This window comes from Mesorhizobium sp. P3_A2 (assembly GCF_056403115.1).
Map to the genome: position 1 here is coordinate 246,863 of NZ_JBFUGC010000004.1, position 22,836 is coordinate 269,698.

The following is a 22,836-nucleotide window of genomic DNA, read 5'->3' on the forward strand; positions in this document are numbered from 1 at the left end:
CAACGTGCCGGCCATGGTCATGATAGGGAGTGTCAGTGGCCGGCCTCGCCTATCGCCACCTCGGCAGCCGCGATTGCTGCCTGGCGCTTGGCTATCTGATCGCCGATCGGCGGGCCCTGGAAGCGGCGGTTCTCGAAACCAAACCAAAGCACGGCGGTCAGCACAATGAAGGCCAAGGTGATGTAGAGCACCTTGTCGTTCGGCGGCTGGATGGCGATGTAGAAAATGATCACCATGCCGATAACCGACAGGATGCAAAACAGCTTGAACAGCCCGGCGCCGAGATTCCACGGGCCCGGCTTAGGCCATTTCGCCGTCCCGTAAGCCAGCATGCCGAGCACGATCGGAATGATGAACGATAGGAACAGGAACACCAGCGTCGAGTTAACGACGATGGTGTAGATGTTGGTGCCGCCGATCGAAATGAACTGAGCAAGAAAGACATAGATGATCTCGAGGGCCGCAGCCGTCCAGATCGCATGGACGGGCGTGCGCCAGGTCGGGCTGACCTTCGCCAGCGAAGCCGAGCCGACCGGCATGCCGCCGTCGCGAGAGAAGGCAAACAGCATGCGCGAGGCCGAAGTCACCGTGGCGAGACCGCACAGGAACTGGGCTATCAGGATTCCCAGATAAAGCAGTTCCTTCAGCCATACCGGCAGGATCGCGTCCATGGTTGCGAAGAACACGGTCCAGCCCTGCTTGGCGCCTGCCGCTAGATCCGGGATCGCCAGAACGATGGCGCACAGCATCACCCAGCCGATTAGCGAGGACCAGACCACGGACGAGACGATCGCTCGCGGAACGGAGTGCGCCGCCTTCAGCGTCTCTTCCGACGTGTGGGCCGACGCATCATATCCGGTGATGGTGTAGACCGGCAGAAGCAGGCACAGCAGGAAGAGGTAGCTCATGGAATCGGTCTGCGGGAACACACCACCACCTGCGTCACCCGAATAGTTGGTGAAGGTCCACAGCCGCGTGATGTCGATCGCCGGAGCAAACACCAGGCAAGCCACGATCAGTACCGCTGTCGTTCCGAGGATGATGAATCCGGAAGCGTCCGTCAGCATGGCGGTCAGCTTGATGCCGAAATGGTTGCACAGCGCCTGCAGCACGGTGATGAAGGCGACGAACCCTACGATCTCGCCCGGCGTGCCGGTGATGCCGAACCAGCTGCCGAACGTTCCGACAAAGAAGAAAGCAGTGCCGATATTGATCGCGCCGAGCACGGTGATCAGGCCGAGCAGGTTGAGCCAGGCGGTGAGCCAGCCGGTGAATCGGTTCCCCAGAATGGACGCCCAATGATAGAGACCGCCGGCGGTCGGAAAAGCCGAAGCGATCTGCGCCATGGCGAGCGCGAAAAATCCGGAGACGGCACAGCCGACGATCCAGCCGATGCCGGCGCCGGCGCCGCCGATCGACGACGTGGCCTGGGCGAAGGAATTGATACCACCCGAGAGGATGCAGATAATCGAGAACGAGATGGCAAAATTCGAGAAGCGACTCATGCTTCGCGACAATTCTTGGGCATAGCCCATTCCGTGGAGGACCTTCAGATCCTCCTTCTTGTCGACTTCCGTGTAGTCTTGCGCTGACATTTTTGTCCCCTTTTTAAGTTCTTAGCTGGCCGATTGAACTGACTTTCCCATTGCACGTTGTCGAGAGCCCCTGGCCGCCTCGGGCTCCAGATCCAGAAAAATGCCTGTGAGCAGATCCGCCCATTTCCGCTGCCCGGCTTCGCCGGAGATTTCATCATTGCGGATTTCGATCATCGCGCAAGGCAGGCCGCGCGAGCGCGCATGGCGTTCCAGTGTGAAATAGACTCGGTCGGCCGGCGAATAGGGCTCGTTGATGCCGACGGTGACGCCGGCAAGTCGCTTAAGCGCGGCGATCAGCGGTGACGCCAACCGGCGATCCTCGTCATGGATGATGCCGATGTGCCAGGGCCGGTTTTTACCCTTGTAGACCGGGGTGAAGGAATGGACTGAAACCAGCCGCGTTTCCTGGCCGCGTGCCAACCTTTTGTCGATGATATTTGCCACCGCGCCATGGAAGGGCTGCCACGACAAAGCGATGCGCTCGGCGCGCTGCGTATCCGACAGGCCGGCATTACCTGGAATGATCGTCGTCTCGCTGACCGGCGGCACCAGGTCGGGCGCGTCGAGCGGACGGTTGCAGTCGACGATGAGACGCGAGATGCGGGTTTCGATGAGCGTCGCATCGAGCGCTTCAGCCATGCGGCGGGCCACCGGCAACGCGCCCGGGTCCCAGGCGATGTGGCGGGAAAGATCTTCGGCGGGCAGGCCGAGCGTGCCGAATTCAGCCGGCAGGAAATTGGAAGAGTGGTCGCAGGTCAGCACGAAAGGGCTGGACCCCCCGGGATTCGTCACCCCTACGGTATCAGACGATGCAAGGCTGGCGGGCCGTGCTCTCTCCATACTGCCGTCCCCTGGGGAGCGCTGTATCTTATGTTACGTATTTTGCCTCATTGCGTCCCTGTGGATGATTTCATACAGTTTATCCGGCTTTGTCAAACGCGATTTCGGGGAAGCGGTGTAGACATGGCCAAGGGTGGGGAAAACCATGATTTCCAGCATTGCCGAACTGATTTCGGACCGCATCGGTACGATGCCGGCCGGCGAGCGCCGCGCCGCGCAGACGTTGATCGCCAACTATCCGCTGATCGGGCTGAAGACGGTCGCCGAGTTCTCGACTGCTGCCGGCGTATCGTCGCCGACCATCCTGCGCTTTGTCTCCAGGCTGGGGTTCCAGAACTATCCCGAATTCCAGTCGGCGTTGCAGGACGAGCTGGCGGCGCAGTTGCAGTCGCCGGCATCGCGCACGCTCAACCCGGCGTCCCCAAGCGGTGCGATATCGCCGATGCTGGAAGCGACGCTGGAAAACTTGCGCGAGACCTTCCGGCATCTCTCCGACAGGCAGCTTGCCGATATCGCCGCCAGGCTTGCCGAGCGACGCGGCAAGACCTTCCTGATCGGCGGCCGCTTCACCGATCCGCTGGCGCGTTACATGGCCGCCCACCTCGCCATCATCCAGCCCGATGTCTATCACCTCGCCGGCCAGGAGAGCATCTGGCGCGACCGGCTGATCGACATGGGCAAGCGCGACGTGCTGGTGATCTTCGACATAAGGCGCTACCAGGACAGCCTGGTGCGCTTCGCCGAGACGGCGCATCAGCGCGGCGTGCAGATCGTTCTGTTCACGGACCAGTGGCTGTCGCCGATCGCCCGCTTCGCCCGCCATGTCATCGCCGGCCGCACCGCGGTGCCTTCGGCATGGGATTCCTCGGCGGCATTGTTCGTCGTCGCCGAGACGCTGATCAGTGCTGTCACCCGGCAGCTCGAGGCCGATAGCGCCAGGCGCATCCGCGACCTGGAAAGCCTGCGCTGACAGCCTCAATCCCGGCCTCAGGCGCGCAACGTTACGCAGATTTAATGTGCATGGCCGCGGCAGAATTGCCATAAAGCCATGATATTGCCGTGGCTTCGCGCATACCGGGTGCGTCGCTGCGCGTTTTTTGCTTGGGGAAACCGGTCGATTTTGCCTACCGGAGTGCCGATGGCCGCCTGGAAACAGATCGTTTTTGCGCTTGTGATCCTGGTCGCGGCTGTCCTGGCCTGGGCGCGCTTCTTTCCAGGCGCGCCGGAGGTTCTGGCACGCTGGGGCATCGACTGGGCCTATGCCTCGGCACCCGCCACAACCGGCGCGGTCGATACAACGAAACAGGCAGGCGGCCGCAACGCCGCCGCGCGGCCGGCAAATGTCGTTGTCTTGCCGGCGGGCACCGCAACCATCAACGATCGCCTGCAGGCGATCGGCACCGGCCGCGCCAACGCTTCGGTGACGGTCAACCCTTACAGCTCAGGCCGGCTCGTTGAATTCCTGGTCCAGTCCGGCACCCGTGTCGACAAGGGACAGATCATCGCCGTCCTCGATTCCGAAACCGAGGTGATCGCTCAGGATCGTGCCAAGCTCGTCGTACAGGACTCGCAGAACAAGCTCGACAGGGTGATATCGCTGCGGGCTTCCAACGCCGCGACACCGGTCGCCGTCGCCGATGCCGAAGTGGTGCTGGCGGTCGCCAAACTGGTACTTCGCGATGCTGAACTTGCCCTGCAGCGCCGCTCGATCGTGGCGCCGATCGCCGGCACGGTCGGCATCCTGCCGATATCGGCCGGCAATTACGTGACCAGCCAGTCGGCGATCGCCACGCTCGACGACCGCTCTTCCATCCTGGTGGAGTTCCTGGTGCCGGAGCGCTTTGCCGCCGCCGTCAAGGTCGGCGCGCAGCTGTCGGCGACGCCGATCGCCAATCCGAGCAAAGCCTATACCGGCACGGTGTCGGCCATCGACAACCATATCGACGAAAAGAGCCGCACCCTTCTGGTCAAGGCGGCGATCGCCAACCCGGCGGATTCGCTACGCGCCGGCATGTCGTTCGGCATCACCATGCGCTTCCCCGGCGACACCTATCCGGCGGTTAGCCCGCTGGCGATCCTGTGGGGCTCCGACGGCGCCTATGTCTGGCAGGTCGAGGATGGCAAGGCCAGGCGCGTTCCCGTGCGCATCATCCAGCGCAACACCGAGACCGTGCTGATCGACGCCGACATCGAGGACGGCGACATGGTGGTCACCGAAGGCACCCAGAGCGTCAGCGAAGGCGGCGAGGTCCGCATAGCTGGCCAGGCCCAGCGCGCCGCCAACGCCGCCGAAGGCTCATGACCGCAACCGCCAACGCCGCCAGCGAAACCGGCTTCACCGCGCTCTTCATCCGCAGGCCGGTCATGGCCTTCGTGCTCAACACGCTGATTGCGGTGGCCGGCCTTGCCGCCTTCTACGGCGTCGAGATCCGCGAACTGCCCGATGTCGACCGCGCCGTCGTCACCGTGTCGACGGCGTTCGAAGGTGCTGCCGCCGAAACGGTCGACCGCGAGCTGACCGACACGATCGAGGGCGCGGTCGCGCGCGTCTCCGGCGTCAAGTCGATCTCGTCGACCTCGTCCTTCGGCCAGAGCCGCGTCACCATCGAGTTCAATGACGGCGTCGATCTGAACGTCGCCGCCTCCGATGTGCGCGACGCCGTCGGCCGTGTCGCCAACCAGATGCCGGACACCGCCGATCCGCCGCGCATCGTCAAAGCCGACGCGAACTCCGATCCGGTGATGCGGCTGGCCGTCACCTCCGATAGCATGTCGGTGCAGGACATGACGGTGATCGTCCAGGACCAGATCGAGGACGAACTGGCCGCCGTGCCCGGCGTCGCCGACGTCCAGGTCTATGGCGATCGCGACAAGATCTTCCGCATCGACGTCGACCAGAACAAGCTGGCGAGCCTAGGCTTCACCGTCGCCGATTTGAGGGCGGCACTTGGCTCTGTGGCCTTCGATTCGCCGGCCGGTTCGATCACCACCACCAACCAGGACTTGATCGTTCGCACCACAGCCGATGTGACGACGCCGGAAGAGTTCGAAAACATCATCATCGGCGGCACGACGCGCATCCGCGATGTCGCCACCGTCACGCTCGGCCCCGACATCGGCCAGACCTCATTGCGCTCCGACGGCAAGACCGGCATCGGCCTTGGCATCATCCGCCAGGCGGAATCGAACACGCTGGATATTTCCACCGGCGTGAAGGCGGCCGTCGCCACGCTGCAGGAAAACCTGCCCAAGGGCATGTCGATCAAGATCACCAGCGACGACGCCGTCTTCGTCAACGGCGCCGTGCATGAGGTCGAGATCGCGCTCGGCCTGTCGATTTCCATGGTGCTGATCGTCATCTATGTCTTCCTGCTCGACTGGCGCGCAACGCTGATCCCCGGCCTGTCGATGCCGGTCGCCATGATCGGCACCATCGCCGCCATCTATCTCGCCGGCTTCTCGATCAACATCCTGACCTTGCTAGCGCTGGTGCTGGCGACGGGCCTCGTCGTCGACGACGCCATCGTCGTGCTGGAAAACATCGTGCGACGGCGCAACGAAGGCATGGGGCCGCGTGCCGCCGCCGTGCTCGGCGCGCAGGAGGTGTTTTTCGCCGTCATCGCCACGACATTGACGCTGGTCGCCGTCTTCGTGCCGATCTCCTTCCTGCCCGGACAGACCGGCGGCCTGTTCCGCGAATTCGGCTTCGTGCTCGCTATGTCGGTGCTGCTCTCCTGCGTGGTAGCGCTGACGCTGTGTCCGATGCTGGCCTCGCGCATGCTGACCGGCGCCTCGCTCCACCACGAAGGCAGCCACGGCATTGGCGCCCGCATCGGCGGCGCGCTGAATTCAGCCTACAAACGTGGCCTGCATGCCTGCCTCGGCGCACCGTGGATCGTGCTTCTGGTCGCGGTGCTGTTCGCCGCCACCGCCTTCACTTTGTTCGGCACCATCCGCCAGGAATTGACGCCGAGCGAGGACCGCGCCGTCGTGCTTTTGCGCATCAACGCGCCGCAAGGCGTCAGCCTCGACTACACCGCGCAACAGATGCAGAAGATCGAGCGGCTGATCCAGCCGCTGCGCGATTCCGGCGAGATCGTCTCAACCTTCGAAAATGCCGGCCAGAACGGCGCCTACAACTCAGGCTTCATGGTGATGACGCTGGCGCCGTGGGACGAGCGTGCGCGCAGCCAGCAGGAAATCATGGCCGAGATCACCCAGCTGACCCGGCAGGTGCCATCCGTGCGCATCTTCCCGGTGCAGGCCAACAGCCTCGGCATCAGAGGCGCAGGCAACGGCCTGCAATTCGCGCTGGTCGGTAATGACCGCAAGGCGCTGGGCGGCGCGGCGGTCAAGATCATCGCCCAGATGCAGGCCGACCCGCGCTTCCAGAACCCGCGCCTCTCCGTCGACCCGACGCAGCCACAGCTGGCCGTCGCCATCGACCGCGAGCGCGCCTCCGACCTCGGCATTGACATCACCGGGCTTGCCAACACGCTGCAGGCGATGCTCGACGGCAATGATGTCGTCGACGTCTACATCGCCGACCGCAGCTATGGCGTGAAGCTGGTTTCGACCACCAATCCGATCAACGACCCGACCGATCTGGAAAACATCTTCCTGAAAACAGCCGACGGTCGTTTCGTGCCGATGTCGACCATCGCCACGCTGACCGAGCGCGCCGTACCGCCGTCGCTGACGCGCGAACAGCAGCAGCCCTCGGTGGCGATCACCTCCAATCTGAACGGCAATTTCGCGCTTGGCGATGCGCTTGGGGTCGCCGAGCAGATCGCCACGCCTCTGCTGCCGCCGGGCAGCCGCATCCTGCCACTGGCGGAAGCCGCGACGCTGGGCGAAACCAACAGCGCCATGGTCACCATTTTCGGCTTCGCCCTGGTCATCATCCTGCTGGTGCTTGCCGCCCAGTTCGAAAGCTTCGTCAGCGCCGTCATCATCATGGCGACGGTGCCGCTCGGCCTTGCCTGCGCGATCTTTGCCCTGCTTTTGTCAGGGACCAGCCTCAACGCCTATAGCCAGATCGGCCTGGTGCTTTTGGTCGGCGTCATGGCCAAGAACGGCATCCTCATCGTCGAATTCGCCAACCAACTGCGCGACCGTGGGCTCGGCGTGCGCGAGGCGATCGAGCAGGCCTCGATCATCCGCCTGCGGCCGGTGATGATGACCATGATCTGCACCATCCTCGGCGGCGTGCCGCTGGTGCTGGCCACCGGCGCCGGCGCCGAAGCGCGCATCGCGCTTGGCTGGGTGATCGTCGGCGGGCTGGGGCTAGCCACCGTCTCGACGCTGTTCCTGACCCCGGTCGCCTATCTCCTGCTCGGTCGCTTCGTCACGCCCAAGACGCATGAGGAGGCGAGGCTGAAGCGCGAGCTGGAAGAGGCGGCGTATACGAATGTGAAGCCGGCAGAATGATCAGCGTTGGGGGAGGGTAAAAAACGTCACGGCTTCAAAAACACTTTCCCGTTCGGCTTGGCCAGTTCCACTGGCACCTTCGCCATCGCCTCGTCCAGCGGCAGCACCGCGGTCACATCGGTCGACCAGCGGCCGTCGGAAAAGCGCTTCTGTGCTTCCATAATCGCAGGGCCGCGTTTGTCGCGGAACTGGCGCATCCATTCGACCAGCCAGAAGCCTTCAATGTGCTTGTGCTGGAAGATCATCTGGCCGGGCTCGCGGATGACAGTGGTGTCGGGGTCGAGCCGGCCATAGATGATCCAGCGCGCGCGCTTCGGCATGGCGTCGAAGATGGCCGACGCCAGCGGCCCGGTCACCGCGTCGAGGAAGATGCGCGGCTGTTCGGTCTTGACCACCTCGCGTAGCGCCGCCTTGAAGTCCGGCGCCTTCTCGTTGAGCACATGGGTAGCGCCAATCTCTTTCAGTAGCGGGATCTGTTCGTCGCGGCGCACGGTGACGATCGGCCGATACCCCGCCTCCTTGGCGAGGCCCGCAATCAGTTTGCACAGCTGGCTGGCGCCCGCAGTCATGATGAAGGCTTTTTCGCCGGCCTCCTTGACGATGTCGAACATGGCGAGCGCGGTCAGCGGGTTGACGATCAATGCCGCACCGTCCTCGTCGCGGACGGTGTCGAGCAGCGGGATGCAGACGGCGGCTTCCGCGACCGCGTATTCGGCCCAGGAGCCCCAGTTGGTGACACCGGTGGCAAAGGCGACGCGCTTGCCGGCCAGGGTTTTGGGATAAGGCTCATCGCCCGTGGCGACAATGGTGCCGACGCCTTCGAAACCGGCTGGCTGGCCCTTGGCGCGTGGCTGGCCGTACTGGCCCTTGATGAACATGACATCGGACGGATTGATCGAGGCGAGGCCGACCTTGATCAGCACCTGGCTCGGTCCGGGCGTCGGCACGCCGATCCTGCCCGGCTGGAGATACGGCTCCATCGCTTCCAGCACTGTGCCAGTCGGCGTCCGGGTATAGCCGTCGCCGGTGAGCAGCAGTGCTTTCATGTCGGAGGGGACGGCCATGGCGGGCTCCTTAAGGTTTGAGGATGAGCTTGCCGGAGGAACCACGGCCGAGCACGCGTGTCAGCACGGCGGCTGCATCGGCAAGCGGATAGGTGCCTTCGATCACCGGCCGGACCTTGCCGGCGAGGTACCAACCGACCAGCTCCTTCATATTGTCGGCATAGACGTGCGGCTCCTTGGCCGTGAACGCGCCCCAAAACACACCGACGACAGAAAAGCCCTTGACCAGCGCCAGGTTGACGGGGAATTGCGGGATGGCGCCCGAGGCAAAGCCGATGACCAGCAGGCGGCCGTTCCACGCCATCGAGCGGGCGAGCACGTCGAAGGTTTCGCCACCGACCGGATCGAAGCCGACATCGACGCCCTTGCCGCCGGTGACCTCTTTCAGCGCCTCCTTGAGGTTGTCGTAGCCGAGCGCGATGTCGGCGCCGGCTTCGGCGGCAATGCGGCGTTTTTCCTCCGACGAGGCGACACCGATGACGCGCGCGCCAAGCGCCTTGCCGATCTGGATGGCGGCGATGCCGGTGGCGCCGGCCGCGCCCAGCACGCAAAGCGTCTCGCCTTCCCTGAGCGCGCTGCGCTGCTTCAGCGCATAATGCGACGTGCCGTAGCCGGCTAGCAGCGCGCAGGCGTCAGCGGCAGGCATATCGGGCGGCAAAGGCATGACGAACGGTTCGGCAGCGCCCACCCGCTCGGCATAACTGCCATGGGTCGAGAGCGCGGCAACGCGGTCGCCGACCTTGACCGATTTCACCCCCGGCCCGACAGCGATCACCCGTCCCGCGACCTCCATACCGGGCACGAAGGGCAGCGGCGGCTTCATCTGGTAGAGGCCCTGTACCAGCAGCCCGTCGGGGTAGTTGACGCCGATCGCCTCGGCCTCGATGACGACGGTGTTGTCCTTGGCCTGCGGTTCCGGCCAGTCGCCATAGACGAGCTGGTCGAGCGGCGCGAATTCGCGGGCGATGATGGCTTTCATGCCTCACACCTTTTCCTGCGTGTATTTCCTGAGCTCGGTGCGCGCCACTTGCCGGCGATGCACCGCATCCGGCCCGTCGGCGAGGCGCAGGGTCCGCAGATGTGTCCACGAACGCGCCAGCGGCGTGTCCTGGCTGATGCCTTGCGCGCCGAACATCTGCACGGCCTCGTCGGTGACCTTGAGCGCGACGCGCGGTGCGATGACCTTGATCTGGCTGATCCAGGGGGCGGCGGCACGCGCATCGCCCTGGTCGATCATCCACGCCGCCTTGAGGCAGAGCAGCCGCGCCATCTCGATCTCCATCCGGCATTCGGCAATGATGTCGAAATTGGCGCCGAGCTTCGCCAATGGCTGGCCGAAGGCCTCGCGCCGCACCGAGCGCTGGCACAGCATCTCCAGTGCCATCTCGGCCTGGCCGATGGCGCGCATGCAATGGTGGATGCGGCCGGGCCCGAGCCTGCCTTGCGCGATCTCGAACCCCCTGCCCTCGCCGAGGATCAGGTTGGAGGCCGGCACCCGCACATTGTCGAAGCGGAGGTGCATGTGGCCATGCGGCGCGTCGTCATCGCCATAGACCTGCATCGGTCGAAGCTTGGTCACGCCCTTGGTGTCGGAAGGCACCAGGATCATCGAATGCCGGCGGTGCTGCGGCTCGCTGTCGCCGCCGGTGCGCACCATGACGACATAGATGGCGCAGCGCGGATCGCCGGCGCCCGACGCCCACCATTTCTCGCCGTTGAGCACATAGTCGTCGCCCTGTCGTTCGCAGCGCATGGCGATGTTGGTAGCGTCGGAGGAGGCGACATCCGGCTCGGTCATCAGATAGGCCGAACGGATCTTGCCATCGAGCAGCAGCTCCAGCCATGCCGTCTTGTGATCGGCCGAACCGTAGCGCTCCAGCACCTCCATATTGCCGGTGTCGGGCGCCGAGCAGTTGAAGGTTTCAGCACCCAGATGCGCCTTGCCCATCTCCTCCGCGAGATAGGCATACTCGACGGTCGAGAGCCCATAGCCACGCTCGGATCCGGTCAGCCAGAAATTCCACAGGCCGCGCTCCCTGGCCTTGTTCTTCAGCCCTTCGAGAATTTCGGTCTGCCGCGCTGTGTAGACCCAGCGGTCGCCGGCCTTGCCGACCTCGCTCAGAAATTCATGGTCGAGCGGCATGATCTCGTCGCGCACCATGGCGGCGACGCGGGCGTGGATCGGCTTCAGCCGCTCGGTCATGCCGAGATTCATGTCGCTCATCGTGTGTTCTCCTCAGCCGCACCCAGGCCGCGCGCCGCGAACGCGACGACCTCGCCGACAATTGCCTCGATATCCTCGTCCGTCTCTGTCGGGCGCGGCGTGTACCAGAACAGCGGCGAGTTCAGCGTCAGGAACATCAGTTGTTCGGCAATGCCGATCGTGTCGAAGCGCATGTCGCCTTCGTCGCGCGCGACGGCGATCGCCTCGCGAAAGATGCGCCCGTAAGCGTCGCGCGACTGCATCAGCCGGGTGAACTCCTCGCGCTGTTCGGGCGTCGTCGCGCCGCGCAGATAGAGCTCGACGCCTTCCCAGACGACACGCTGGAACGGCTTGGTGCGGATCATCTGGCCGCAATGGATGGAAGCCATCTTGCGCCACCGTCCGATCGCCGGACCTGGCTGCGCGCGCACCGGCTCGATTGCCGCAAAATTCATGTCCATGCCGGCGCGAAACACGTCGGCGAACAGATCGGCTTTGGACGGATAGTGGTGGTAGATGCGGCCCTTGGTCGAGCCGAGGCTGCGCGCGACGTCGTCGATGGAGCTCGCCGTATAGCCGCGCTGCATGAAACAGAGGGCGGCGGCGCGCAAGATATCGGCGCGCGGGCGATCGGGCAGTGGAGCTTCGACGCTGAGCATCGGTTTTCGCCTTTCGCCTGCTTCCGCAGCGATGCTGCATTCAAGGCCTTTACGTCTGGGCAAAAGATCAACATACTACCGGGTATGTTGTCAATGCGACAACCGCCCAACGAGGCGACGTTTCCGCGGGGGAGGATCGATGAGCTATCTCGACGAGCTGTTCTCAGTTGCCGGCAAGACCGCACTGGTGACCGGAGCCGCGACCGGCATCGGCCGCATGGTTGCGACCGCCCTGGTCCAGGCCGGCGCCACCGTGATGATCGCTTCGCGCAAGGGCGAGGATTGCATCAAGGTCGCGGCCGAGTTGAACGGGCTCGGTGCCTCCGGCCGCGCCGAGGGCTTCGCCGGTGACGTCTCCACCGAGGCCGGCATTGCCGCGCTGGTCGCCGAGGTCAAGGCGCGCACCGAAAAGCTGCACATCCTCGTCAACAATGCCGGCATATCCTGGGGCGCCTCGCTCGAGGATTTTCCCTACCACGGCTGGGCCAAGGTGTTCGCCGTCAACGTCACCGCCGTCTTTCATCTGACGCGAGAATTGCTGCCGCTGCTGGAAGCCGCCGCCAGCGACGCCGATCCGGCCCGCGTCATCAACCTTGGCTCGGTGATGGGCACGCAGCCGCTGGCCGACGATGCGTACTCATACACGGCGTCCAAGGGCGCCGTTCACCATCTGACCCGCACGCTGGCAATCGAACTCGCGGCGCGGCGCATCACCGTCAACGCCTTCGCTCCTGGCCCCTTCCAGAGCCGCATGACCGCCTTTGCCACCGGCACGGAAGAAAAGGCCAAACATGTCGGCAGCCATGTCCCCATCGGCCGTATCGGCGTGGCGGATGACATTGGCGGCGCAACGCTCTATTTGTGCAGCCGTGCCGGCTCCTATGTCACCGGCGCCATCCTGCCGATCGACGGCGGGCAGTCGGTGCAGCATGGGCTGACATTGTTCAAGGAATGAGCCGCGGTCGGCGGCAGATGGAGGACGTCGCAGTGGAACCGATCAGTCTCGATGTGCTTTTGGCCAGCGTCGGCAAGGAAGTCGGCGTTTCACCCTGGCGCGTGGTCACGCAGACCATGATCGACCAGTTCGCTGACGCCACCGACGACCACCAGTTCATCCATTGCGACCCCGAGCGGGCCAGGCTGGAGACGCCGTTCGGCGGCACCATTGCGCATGGCTTCCTGTCGCTGTCGCTGCTCTCGGCGATGACCTTCGAGACCATGCCGCCGCTGGAAAAGAGCAAGATGGGCGTCAACCACGGTTTCGATTCGCTGCGCTTCCTGGCGCCGGTGAAGACCGGCTCACGCATCCGCACCCGTTTCGTGCTGGCCGACGTCAAGGTCCGGCCGTCCGGCTGGGTGCAGACGGCGCATGACGTGACCATCGAGATCGAGGGCTCGAAGAAGCCGGCGCTGACCGCACGCTGGCTGACGCTGACGCTGATCGAGCGTGAGCCGGAGACCGCATGAGCGGCGATGCGAATGCACTGGATCAGACAGCACTAGCGCCCTATCTCGAGGCGCACATCCCGGGTTTCGCCGGGCTTTCGGCAATCGAAAAATTCAAATCCGGCCAGTCGAACCCGACCTATCTGCTGACTGCGGCCAGCGGCCGCTATGTGCTGCGCGCCAAGCCGCCGGGCCAACTGCTGAAATCGGCGCATCAGGTCGACCGCGAATTCACCGTGATGAAGGCGCTTGCCGGCACCGCCGTGCCGGTGCCGAGAATGCTGCATCTGTCGGGCGAAGATTCGCCGATCGGCCGCATGTTCTACGTCATGGAGTTCCTCGACGGCCGCATCTTCTGGGATCCGGCCGTACCGGAAGCCGCCGGCAACGATGAGCGCGCCGTCCTCTACGACGCCATGAACGCCACGCTCGCGGCGCTGCACGATGTCGATGTCGAAGCCGTCGGGCTCGGCGATTTCGGCCGGCCGGGCAATTACTTCGAACGCCAGCTGGCCCGCTGGACCAGCCAATATCGCGCCTCGGAGACCGGCACCGTCGACGACATGGGCCGGCTGATCGCCTGGCTGGAGACGCATATGCCGGCTGATGACGGCCGTGTCTCGTTGGTGCATGGCGACTACCGGCTGGACAACATGATCTTTGCAGCCAGTGAGCCAAAGGTGCTGGCGGTGCTCGACTGGGAACTGTCGACACTCGGCCACCCCTTCGCCGACATCGCCTACCAGTGCATGCAATGGCGCCTGCCGCACGCCTCGGGCTTTCGCGGGCTTGGCGGTATCGACCGCGCCGCGCTCGGTCTGCCCTCTGAGGAAGCCTATGTCACGGCGTATTGCCGGCGGCGCGGGCTGGCCGGCATCGACAATTGGAGCTTCTTCCTCGCTTTCTCCTTCTTCCGTTTGGCGGCCATCTGCCAGGGTGTCTACAAACGGGCGCTCGACGGCAACGCCTCCAATCCCGAAAAGGCCAAGACTTATGGCGAGGCAGTGAAGCTGCTGTCGCATCTTGCCGGAAAACTGATCGACCGAACCTGAACCGACAAGGAGGCATAATGGGCCGTTTTGACGGAGCGACCGTGCTGATCACGGGTGCCGCCGGCGGCCTCGGCCGCGGCGCTGCCAAAGGCTTTGCCGCTGAAGGCGCCCGCCTGGTGTTGTCCGACATCGACGAAAAGGCGCTGGCCGAACTGGCTGGCTCGCTGCAGGCCGAAACAGTCATCCTTGCTGGCAACATAGCGGACGAAAAACTGTCAGAGGACCTGGTGAAACTGGCGGCCGATAAATTCGGCCGGCTGGACATCGCCATCAACAATGCCGGCATCGTCCAGAGTTTCGTGCGCCTGCCGCAAGTCGCCTCCGACGAGGCGCGCCGGGTGCTGGAGATCGATCTGCTCGGCGTTTTCTATGCCATGAAGCACCAGATCCCGCAGATGGAGCGGCAGTTCAAATCGGACGGGAAAGGCGGCGCCATCGTCAACATCGCCTCGATTGCCGGGCTGGTCGGCGCGCCAAAACTGTCGGTCTATGCCGCCGCCAAGCATGGCGTCGTCGGGCTGACCAAGTCGGCTGCGGCCGAATACGCAACCAAGGGCATACGCGTCAATGCCGTCTGCCCGGCGCATACGCGAACGGCCATGGTCGACAGCTTCGTGCGCATCTCAGGCGCGCCGGAGGCCGAAGCCCTGGCCGAGTTGACACGCGGCGTACCGATGAAACGGGTGGCTGAAGTGGACGAGGTCGTGACCGCCATCCTGTTTGCCGCTGAACCCGCCAATTCTTTCATGACCGGCCACACGCTGGCTGTGGACGGCGGCGTCGGCGCAATTTGATAGCCCCGATTTGGCAACCCAAGATTTGGTAACCATTGCCGCATGGGAACCTGCCGCGCCCTTGTCCGTTTTCGTACAGCGTATATAATTTAGCCAACACCCCACCACATGAAGGCAGACTCACGTGCCGCTGAGCGTCCAGAAACGCCGCGAAAAACAAAAGGCCGAACTGCGTTCCGAGCTGCTCGACGCAGCCCACAAGCTCGTCAAGGAAGAGGGCTATGAAGGCCTGACGATCCGCAAGCTGGCCAACCGGGTCGGCTACGCCCCGATGTCGGTCTATTCCTACTTCGCCGACAAGCAGGACATCCTGTTTGCGCTGGCCGAGGATGCGTTCGAAACACTTGCCCGCAACATCGAGGCGCACCCCTCCGACGACCCGATCGAGGCGCTGAAGGCGGTGATGACCGAGTATGCCGCCTTCGGGCTCGGCAACCCCAACGAATACCGTACCGTCTTCATGACCGAAAAGACCAAGCTGCCGGAGGGCAGAAGCTATGAGGACATGGAAGAGGGCAACCCGGCGATGAAAGCGCTGATCTCAAGGGTCGAGGCTTGCGTCGCCGCCGGCAAATTGCACGGCGATGCGCGCGCGATCGCCACCATGCTGTGGGCGGTCGGCCACGGCACCATCTCGTTGCTCATTACCTTTCCGTTTTACCCCTTTGGCGATCCGCAGGCTTTCGTGAAGCGGATGTGCGATTCCACCCTTGCCTCGCTCACCACGCAGGACGTGCCACCGCTGACCAAGACCCCGGTCAACTGCTGAGCACCTGGGTATCCCCCGCCCCTTCAATTGAACGTCCGGCCTGACAGCTTCGGCTGTGTCAGTCAGCCGCAATTTTCGGCGTTCAAAAAAATTGTCGTACGTGTACGTTTTCTGACTTGAAAACCCGTTTCCTCGGACGTATGTGTACACTGTATTGTACATGTACAAAAACAATTTATCCGATGGAGACTGACATGAACAAGACCCTTCTCGCCCTCGCCGCTGTGCTGGCGCTCTCCGGCTCGGCCTTCGCCGCCGGCGACAACCATTCGCCCAAGCAGGCCCCGGCTGCCACCTGCGTCGACACCACGACCAATGCCAAGCTCGATTGCGGTGTGACCGGCTCGGTCGAAAAGCCGGACGTCAAAGCCAAGGGCCCGCGCGTCGGCATCGAGATCGACCCGTGGATCGTGCCGAGCACGTTCTAAAGTGATTAAGCTCGACCACCGAACAGCACAACGACTAAGGGCGGCAGGATAAGTCCCGGCCGCCCCTTTTTCCTCGGCGCATGCCGGGTTTTCGGGAACTCAAGCCGTAGCGGAGAGACTATGTCTTCCGCGGCTTCCGCCCTGGCACGGTCTTGGTCTTGCCGGGTCTTGCCGGCGCACCGGAGATGGAGGTCGCGGTGATCGACACCGGATCGCTGGCCGGGAACGTGTCCTCGAGACCTTCCTCAAGTTCCTCTTCGGCACTCACCTCGTGGTGCTGTTCATGTTCGAGCGAGCGGACCGCCGCGGTTTTCCTGGCTGACTTCGGCGCGGATTTCGACGGCATTGGCATTCTCCCTCGACAGGCGCAAGCAGAACGAGCGTACGCGTCAAACGTTCCTACGCCGCCGCGTCGCTGGCTGCCTCCGACAGGAAAGTAAAGACATAGTCCGAGAAGGAACGCCAGCACTCGACCCGGAAGGCGTCGGCTGCCGTGCGCAACAGCACGATTTCGCACTTGCCAAGAATGGTGCGCGACGCCGCACCCACAGGGAAAGCTTCCAGCGACAGGTCCTGCGGGCAGCCGGCATTGATCGCGGCGGCCGCCGCCGGGCCGGTGACGGCGAAGGCGACGTTGCGGTGTGAAATACCGACGGCCGAATGCAGCGCGGATACCTTGGCGCAGTCGGCGAGCAGGTCCTTGCCGGCCTCGTCGATAAGAAACCATTCGTCTGGTCCGAGCCACAGCGCCGTGCGGCCGGCCTTCGAAGCCGAGGTCTTCGGGCTCTTCGGCAAGGTCAGCCCGAGCGCCTTCGACAGCGCGGCAATGGAAGCCTCCGGCGCGCGCAGCGACACACGCTCAGCCGGCGGCAGCGCCTCAACCTTCACGTTCTTCGCCGATACACTGCGCCCGGCCTGCGCCGGACGACGCTCGGCAGCGGATGCACTGGTTTTCACAGCAGCCTTAGCCATTGAGGCGCCCTCCCGTCTCGTCGAAGAACACCATGCCGGTAACCTCCACTTCGATCACCCCGTTTGGCATCGGCACGTAAAGCGTCTCGCCCATCCGGTCGCGCCCGCCTGCGACCAGCGCCAGCGCGATCGAGCGGCCGCAATTTTGCGACCAGTAGCTCGAGGTGACGTGGCCGATCATCTTCATCGGGATCGCCTGTTTTTCGGCGACGATCTGCGCGCCTTCCTCCAACACCACCTTCGGGTCCCTGGTTTTCAACCCGACCAGTTGCTTGCGGCCCTTGGCGACGAGGTCGGGCCGCGTCAGGCCTCTGATACCAACGAAGTCGGTCTTCTTCTTGCCGACCGCCCAGTCGAGCCCGGCATCGTTCGGCGTTACCGTGCCGTCTGTGTCCTGGCCGACGATGATGTAGCCTTTTTCGGCGCGCAGCACGTGCATGGCCTCGGTGCCGTAAGCGGTGGCGCCATGCTTCTGGCCTTCGACCCACAGCGCTTCCCAGACGGCCTGGCCATAATCGGCCGGCACGTTGACTTCGAAGCCGCGCTCACCGGTGAACGACATGCGGAACAGCCTGGCCGGCACGCCGCAGATCTTGCCCTCGCGCACCGACATATGCGGCAGCGCCTCATCCGACATATCGATGCCTTCGACCAGCGGCGCGATGATGTCGCGCGACTTCGGTCCCTGCACGGCGATGACCGCCCACTGCTCGGTGATCGAGGTCAGCCAGACATTGAGATGCGGGAATTCGGTCTGGAGATAATCCTCCATATGGTTCATGACGCGCGGCGCACCGCCCGTCGTCGTCGTGACATGGAAACGGTCCGGCGCCAGCCGGCCGACGACGCCGTCATCATAGATGAAGCCGTCTTCGCGCAGCATGATGCCATAGCGGCAGCGGCCGGGCTCCAGCTTCTCCCACGGATTGGTGTAGAGCAATTCCATGAACTTCGCCGCATCCGGCCCAACCACTTCGATCTTGCCCAGCGTCGAGGCGTCAAACAGGCCGGCACTGGTGCGAACCGCAACGCATTCGCGGTCGACAGCCGCATGCATGTCCTCGCCGCCCCTAGGGAAATACCAGGCGCGCTTCCACTGGCCGACATCCTCGAACACCGCACCTTGCGCTTCGGCCCAGGGATGGATCGCGGTCTTTCGCGTCGGGTCGAACAACGGCCCGCGTGCATGGCTGACGATCGCGCCGAAGGTGACCGGCGTATAGGGCGCGCGGAAGGTGGTGAGACCGACCTCCGGGATCGGCTTGCCCAGCGTCTCGGCGGCAATCGCCAGGCCGTGCATGTTGGAGGTCTTGCCCTGGTCGGTCGCCATGCCGTTGGTGGTGAAGCGCTTGACGTGCTCGATCGAGCGCATGCCTTCATGCACCGCCTGGCGGATGTCCTTGGCGGTGACGTCGTTCTGGAAATCGACGAAAGCCTTGACTGTCTTGTCCGGCCCGGCGCCAGGCGCAGCCCCCAGCATGCCGCGCGACCAGCTTTCCGACGCGTCGACCTTCGGCTTCGTGCCCTTCGCGGTTTTCGCACCGGCGTCCTTCGCCGCCTTGGCGCCGGCCGCATAGGCTTCGTCGATGCTTGCCGACAGCCCGTCCGTGCCGTTGCAGGCGCCGACCGAGATGCAATCCTGCGCATAAATTCCGGGCACGAAACGCTTGGTTTCGTCGTTGAAAGCGACCTTGCCGCGCGACTGCGAGAAGAGATGCACCGACGGCGTCCAGCCGGCCGACATCAGGATGGCATCGACCGGAATGGTGCGCTCGCCGCCGCCATTCTTTGGCTGCACGGTCATCGACGTCACACGCAATTTGCCGCCGGCGCGGATCACCGCGCGGCCGAAATTGACCTCGATGCCGAGCACCCTCGCCTCGTCGATCACCGGCCCGGTCGGATGGTCGCGTAAATCGACGATCGCCGCGATGTTGACGCCGGCCTTCTTCAGGTCGATCGCTGCCGAATAGGCTGAATCATTGGCGGTGTAGACGCCGACATTTTTGCCGACCGCGACACCGTAGTGGTTGAGATAGATGCGCGCCGCCGAGGCCAGCATGATGCCGGGGCGGTCATTGTCGGCAAACACCATGTGGCGTTCGATGGAGCCTGTCGCCAGCACCACGCGCTTGGCGCGGACCTGCCACAGCCGCTCGCGCGGCAGGTCATGGCCGGGACTTTGCAGATGGTCGCTGACGCGCTCGACCAGGCCGACGAAATTCTGCGCGTAATAGCCGAACGCCGTCGTGCGCGAGAGCACGCGGACATTGTCCATGCCCCTGAGCTTCGCGATCGCCGCTTGCGCCCAGGCATAGCCGTCCTGGCCATCGATCTTCGCGCCGGTCTCGAAGCGCAGGCTGCCGCCGAAATCCGCCTGCTCGTCGGCGAGGATGACGCGGGCGCCGGTTTCGGCAGCGGCAAGCGCCGCCGCGATGCCGGCCGCACCGCCGCCCAGCACCAGCACGTCGCAATGCGCATAGCGCGACGAATAATGGTCGGGATCGGGCTTGTCAGGCGAAACGCCGAGGCCGGCCGCGGCGCGGATCTTCGGCTCGTACAGGCTCTTCCAGGCGGCCTTCGGCCACATGAAGGTCTTGTAGTAGAAACCGGCCGAAAACAGCGGCGATGCAATGTCGTTGACCGCGCCGACGTCGAAGGCAAGCGAGGGCCAGCGGTTCTGCGAGCTCGCGACGAGCCCATCATAGAGCTCCTGCACCGTAGCGCGGATGTTGGGCGCCTTGCGTGCCGCGTCGCGCTCGATTTGAACCAGCGCATTCGGCTCTTCCGCCCCGGCCGACAGGAAGCCGCGCGGCCGGTGATATTTGAACGAGCGGCCGACCAGATGCACGCCATTGGCCAGCAGCGCCGAAGCCAGCGTGTCGCCCTCGATGCCGGTATAGGACTGGCCGTCGAAGCTGAAGCGCGCGGTCTTGGCCTGGCTGAGGCGGCCGGCGCTGGGGATACGGAACGCGCCGCTCATTTGGAGGCTCCCGGCAGCTTGGACGGTTTCGGCTCGCCGGCTTTGTAAGTCATGACGAACTTGTCGGTGACGGTGTCGCGCACCGCGTTGAAGAAGCGCGCGCAACCATGGATGTGGCGCCAGCGCTCGTAGATGATGCCTTTGGGGTTGGAGCGGATGAAGAAGAACTTTTCGAAGTCGTCATCGCTCTCGCCCGCCATGTTGGCCGAGCGCGCAATATGCGCCTCGCCGGCGTTGCGGAACTCGAGCTCCGGGCGCTCTTCCTCGCAATAGGGGCAGCGGATGAGAAGCATTGTTGTTCGTTCCTACAATTCGCCGTGGCCGACACGCGCGCCGGCAGGTTGGTTGCAAAGCCTTTGGCCCATCGCCGCAAATGGCGCGACGAGCCGAATGCGCTCCTCGACGCTTGCGGCGGGGCGAAACAACTCGCGATACGCCATGTTGCCGATGGTGAGCTGAAACGGATCGGTCGTCACGATGACGCTGCGTGGCTCGAATGTATCGTCCTCGCCGAGATCGGAAGGCCTGTTCTCCATGAAGATGACCACCTTCTGGCCACCGCTCCACACGCAGGCCAGAATGCCGTCCTCGATCGAAAACGGCCAACTCGCCTCGTTGCCGGCGCGGCTGATCGGCTGCGTGCGCACCTCTTCCGGTGACGGGAAGTGGAACAGGTCCTGTTCCCCCGCCAGCACCAGCGGCATGGCGACAGCCAGCTCCGCCATCATCAGTGCGCCACCGCCGCCGCCGCTGCCTCGTCGATGAGGCGGCCGGTGCGGAAGCGCTCGATGGTGAAGGGCGCGTTGATCGGGTGCGGATCGTCCTTGGCAATGGTGTGGGCAAAGACATGACCCGAACCGGGCGTCGCCTTGAAGCCACCCGTGCCCCAGCCGCAATTGACGTAAAGGCCGGGCACCGGCGTCTTGGCCAGGATCGGCGAACGGTCGGGCGTGACGTCGACGATGCCGCCCCACGAGCGCAGCATCTTCATGCGGGTGAAGATCGGGAACATCTCGCAGATGGCGTCCAGTGTATGCTGCAAGATGTGCAGGCCGCCGGTCTGCGAATAGGAGACATATTGATCGGTGCCGGCGCCGATCACCAGTTCGCCCTTGTCGGACTGCGAGATGTAGGCGTGCACCGTGTTCGACATCACCACGCAGGGCACCACCGGCTTGACCGGCTCCGACACCAGCGCCTGCAGCGGATAGCTCTCCAGCGGCATGCGCACGCCAGCCATGTTCATGATCACGGAGGAATGGCCGGCGGCAACCACGCCGACCTTTTTCGCGCCGATGAAGCCGCGCGTGGTGTCGACACCCATGACCGCGCCATTGGCGGCGCGCTTGACCCCGGTGACCTCGCAATTCTGGATGATGTGCACGCCGCGCGCCGAAGCACCGCGCGCATAGCCCCAGGCCACCGCGTCATGGCGCGCCGTGCCGCCGCGGCGCTGAAGGGCTGCACCGACGACGGGATAGCGTGCCTGCTTGGAAATGTTGAGCGGCGGGCAGAATTCCTTCGCCTGTTCCGGCGTCAGCCATTCATTGTCGATGCCGTTGAGGCGATTGGCGTGAACATGGCGCTTCAGCACCTGGATGTCGTGCACATTGTGCGCCAGCATCATCACGCCGCGCGCCGAATACATGACGTTGTAGTTGAGCTCCTGGGAGAGCCCGTCCCACAGCTTAAGCGCATGGTCGTAAATGCCCGCGCTCTCGTCATAGAGATAGTTGGAGCGGATAATGGTGGTGTTGCGCCCCGTGTTGCCGCCGCCGAGCCAGCCCTTTTCCAGCACCGCGACATTGGTGATGCCGTGCACGGTGGCGAGATAATAGGCGGTGGCAAGGCCATGGCCGCCGGCGCCGACGATGATGACGTCGTATTCCTTGTTCGGCTCCGGCGAGGACCATTGTTCCTCCCAGCCCTTGTGGCCGCGCATGGCCTCGCGGGCGATGGCGAATACCGAATATTTTTTCAACGTTCCAGCCTCGCAAATGGCGGCAGGGCATTCACTCGGCCCTGGCGCGCGAGGTGTATCACTAGCGAAACAGCGCTTCCACCCTTGCGCTGTTTGCGACGGCGCTTGCCGTTTTGCGCCGTGGTGGAAAAGACCTGCCCGGACTGGCAGCCATGGTTGCGTTCGGCCACACTGGCGGTCGCGAGACTCTGGAGGACGGATATGGGCAATGCCTGGTGGAATCTGACGTTGCGCTTCCTGCTGGAACTTGCCGCTTTGCTTGGCCTTGGCATCGCCGGCTGGAGCCTCTCCGGTGGATGGTGGCGCTGGCTCCTCGCTCTGACCTTGCCGGCCATTGCAGCTGTGCTGTGGGGAATCTTCGCGGTGCGCGGCGACCCAAGCCGGTCGGGACGCGCGCCGGTGCCTGTGCCGGGAGCAGTGCGGTTGGTGTTAGAACTGGTGATCCTGTTTGGCGGTGCTGCCGGATTCTATGCCGCCGGTCACACGACCACGGGCATTGTCGTCACGCTGCTCATCGCCATCAGCTACGCATTTTCGCTCGATCGCCTCGGCTGGCTGCTGAAGCAATAGTCCGGGCGGTCTGTATCGCCATCATCCAATTCAGCAAACCGAACAGTGCG

At 64.1% G+C, this 22,836-nt stretch carries 22 protein-coding genes; 10 read left to right on the forward strand and 12 right to left on the reverse strand.

What is annotated here, in order from left to right:
• Nucleotides 1-32 precede the first annotated feature (32 nt).
• Both AC1DXM_RS11470 and AC1DXM_RS11475 read right to left on the reverse strand, forming a co-directional pair.
• Nucleotides 33-1,595 carry an amino acid permease gene (locus AC1DXM_RS11470; RefSeq protein WP_477233135.1) on the reverse strand — a complete coding sequence of 521 codons (1,563 nt, stop codon included), beginning with the start codon at nt 1,593-1,595 and terminating at the stop codon, nt 33-35.
• A gap of 21 nt (nt 1,596-1,616) precedes the next feature.
• The gene (locus AC1DXM_RS11475) at nt 1,617-2,435 is read right to left on the reverse strand and encodes an N-formylglutamate amidohydrolase (RefSeq protein WP_477233136.1); all 819 of its coding nucleotides are present in this window, start codon (nt 2,433-2,435) and stop codon (nt 1,617-1,619) included.
• Between the two features lie 145 nt (nt 2,436-2,580).
• Between AC1DXM_RS11475 and AC1DXM_RS11480 the strand changes: the two genes are divergently transcribed.
• From AC1DXM_RS11480 to AC1DXM_RS11490, 3 genes are all read left to right on the forward strand, one after another.
• On the forward strand, nt 2,581-3,405 hold the full coding sequence (locus AC1DXM_RS11480; protein ID WP_477233137.1) for a MurR/RpiR family transcriptional regulator: 825 nt from the start codon (nt 2,581-2,583) through the stop codon (nt 3,403-3,405).
• 168 nt (nt 3,406-3,573) lie between these two features.
• Entirely contained in the window at nt 3,574-4,737 is a 1,164-nt protein-coding gene (locus AC1DXM_RS11485) for an efflux RND transporter periplasmic adaptor subunit (RefSeq protein WP_477233138.1), read from the forward strand.
• On the forward strand, nt 4,734-7,865 hold the full coding sequence (locus tag AC1DXM_RS11490) for an efflux RND transporter permease subunit (RefSeq protein ID WP_477233139.1): 3,132 nt from the start codon (nt 4,734-4,736) through the stop codon (nt 7,863-7,865). The genes AC1DXM_RS11485 and AC1DXM_RS11490 overlap by 4 nt, the downstream gene beginning before the upstream one ends.
• 26 nt (nt 7,866-7,891) lie before the next feature.
• Here AC1DXM_RS11490 and AC1DXM_RS11495 read toward each other — a convergent pair whose 3' ends face one another.
• From AC1DXM_RS11495 to AC1DXM_RS11510, 4 genes are read right to left on the reverse strand one after another with little or no spacing between them, the layout of a single operon-like run.
• Nucleotides 7,892-8,929, reverse strand: a complete 1,038-nt coding sequence (locus AC1DXM_RS11495) for a zinc-binding dehydrogenase (protein WP_477233140.1) — start codon at nt 8,927-8,929, stop codon at nt 7,892-7,894.
• 10 nt (nt 8,930-8,939) lie between these two features.
• Entirely contained in the window at nt 8,940-9,908 is a 969-nt protein-coding gene (locus AC1DXM_RS11500; RefSeq protein WP_477233141.1) for an NADPH:quinone oxidoreductase family protein, read from the reverse strand.
• 3 nt (nt 9,909-9,911) lie between these two features.
• Nucleotides 9,912-11,153: an acyl-CoA dehydrogenase family protein gene (locus AC1DXM_RS11505; protein ID WP_477233142.1), complete on the reverse strand. Its 1,242-nt coding sequence runs from the start codon at nt 11,151-11,153 to the stop codon at nt 9,912-9,914.
• On the reverse strand, nt 11,150-11,791 hold the full coding sequence (locus AC1DXM_RS11510; protein WP_477233143.1) for a TetR family transcriptional regulator: 642 nt from the start codon (nt 11,789-11,791) through the stop codon (nt 11,150-11,152). Before AC1DXM_RS11510 ends, AC1DXM_RS11505 begins: the two co-directional genes overlap by 4 nt.
• 139 nt (nt 11,792-11,930) lie before the next feature.
• On the opposite strand from AC1DXM_RS11510, the gene AC1DXM_RS11515 reads away from it, so the two are divergent.
• The 6 genes from AC1DXM_RS11515 to AC1DXM_RS11540 all read left to right on the forward strand — a co-directional run bounded on the left by AC1DXM_RS11515 (nt 11,931) and on the right by AC1DXM_RS11540 (nt 16,280).
• The gene (locus tag AC1DXM_RS11515) at nt 11,931-12,746 is read left to right on the forward strand and encodes an SDR family oxidoreductase (RefSeq protein WP_477233144.1); all 816 of its coding nucleotides are present in this window, start codon (nt 11,931-11,933) and stop codon (nt 12,744-12,746) included.
• Nucleotides 12,747-12,763: 17 nt separating this feature from the next.
• Entirely contained in the window at nt 12,764-13,258 is a 495-nt protein-coding gene (locus tag AC1DXM_RS11520; protein ID WP_477233145.1) for a MaoC family dehydratase, read from the forward strand.
• Complete coding sequence (locus AC1DXM_RS11525) at nt 13,255-14,289, forward strand: phosphotransferase (protein ID WP_477233146.1); 1,035 nt, start codon at nt 13,255-13,257, stop codon at nt 14,287-14,289. Before AC1DXM_RS11520 ends, AC1DXM_RS11525 begins: the two co-directional genes overlap by 4 nt.
• A 17-nt stretch (nt 14,290-14,306) precedes the next feature.
• Complete coding sequence (locus AC1DXM_RS11530) at nt 14,307-15,083, forward strand: SDR family NAD(P)-dependent oxidoreductase (RefSeq protein ID WP_477233147.1); 777 nt, start codon at nt 14,307-14,309, stop codon at nt 15,081-15,083.
• A 124-nt stretch (nt 15,084-15,207) separates the two neighbouring features.
• On the forward strand, nt 15,208-15,852 hold the full coding sequence (locus tag AC1DXM_RS11535) for a TetR/AcrR family transcriptional regulator (RefSeq protein WP_477233148.1): 645 nt from the start codon (nt 15,208-15,210) through the stop codon (nt 15,850-15,852).
• Nucleotides 15,853-16,046: 194 nt separating this feature from the next.
• Complete coding sequence (locus AC1DXM_RS11540) at nt 16,047-16,280, forward strand: DUF680 domain-containing protein (RefSeq protein WP_477233149.1); 234 nt, start codon at nt 16,047-16,049, stop codon at nt 16,278-16,280.
• Between the two features lie 118 nt (nt 16,281-16,398).
• Here the strand turns inward: AC1DXM_RS11540 and AC1DXM_RS11545 are convergent, their stop codons facing one another.
• The 6 genes from AC1DXM_RS11545 to AC1DXM_RS11570 are packed head-to-tail and all read right to left on the reverse strand — an operon-like array spanning nt 16,399 to nt 22,216.
• Nucleotides 16,399-16,626 (reverse strand): hypothetical protein, encoded by a 228-nt coding sequence (locus AC1DXM_RS11545; protein WP_477233150.1) that lies wholly within the window; start codon nt 16,624-16,626, stop codon nt 16,399-16,401.
• 53 nt (nt 16,627-16,679) lie between these two features.
• Nucleotides 16,680-17,252, reverse strand: a complete 573-nt coding sequence (locus tag AC1DXM_RS11550) for a sarcosine oxidase subunit gamma (RefSeq protein WP_477233151.1) — start codon at nt 17,250-17,252, stop codon at nt 16,680-16,682.
• Nucleotides 17,245-20,235: a sarcosine oxidase subunit alpha gene (locus AC1DXM_RS11555; protein WP_477233152.1), complete on the reverse strand. Its 2,991-nt coding sequence runs from the start codon at nt 20,233-20,235 to the stop codon at nt 17,245-17,247. The genes AC1DXM_RS11550 and AC1DXM_RS11555 overlap by 8 nt, the downstream gene beginning before the upstream one ends.
• On the reverse strand, nt 20,232-20,528 hold the full coding sequence (locus AC1DXM_RS11560) for a sarcosine oxidase subunit delta (protein ID WP_477233153.1): 297 nt from the start codon (nt 20,526-20,528) through the stop codon (nt 20,232-20,234). The genes AC1DXM_RS11555 and AC1DXM_RS11560 overlap by 4 nt, the downstream gene beginning before the upstream one ends.
• A gap of 12 nt (nt 20,529-20,540) precedes the next feature.
• Nucleotides 20,541-20,963, reverse strand: a complete 423-nt coding sequence (locus AC1DXM_RS11565; protein WP_477233154.1) for a hypothetical protein — start codon at nt 20,961-20,963, stop codon at nt 20,541-20,543.
• Entirely contained in the window at nt 20,963-22,216 is a 1,254-nt protein-coding gene (locus tag AC1DXM_RS11570) for a sarcosine oxidase subunit beta (RefSeq protein ID WP_112559217.1), read from the reverse strand. The genes AC1DXM_RS11565 and AC1DXM_RS11570 overlap by 1 nt, the downstream gene beginning before the upstream one ends.
• Nucleotides 22,217-22,417: 201 nt before the next feature.
• On the opposite strand from AC1DXM_RS11570, the gene AC1DXM_RS11575 reads away from it, so the two are divergent.
• Nucleotides 22,418-22,786, forward strand: a complete 369-nt coding sequence (locus AC1DXM_RS11575; protein ID WP_477233155.1) for a YrdB family protein — start codon at nt 22,418-22,420, stop codon at nt 22,784-22,786.
• The last annotated feature ends 50 nt before the right edge of the window (nt 22,787-22,836 follow it).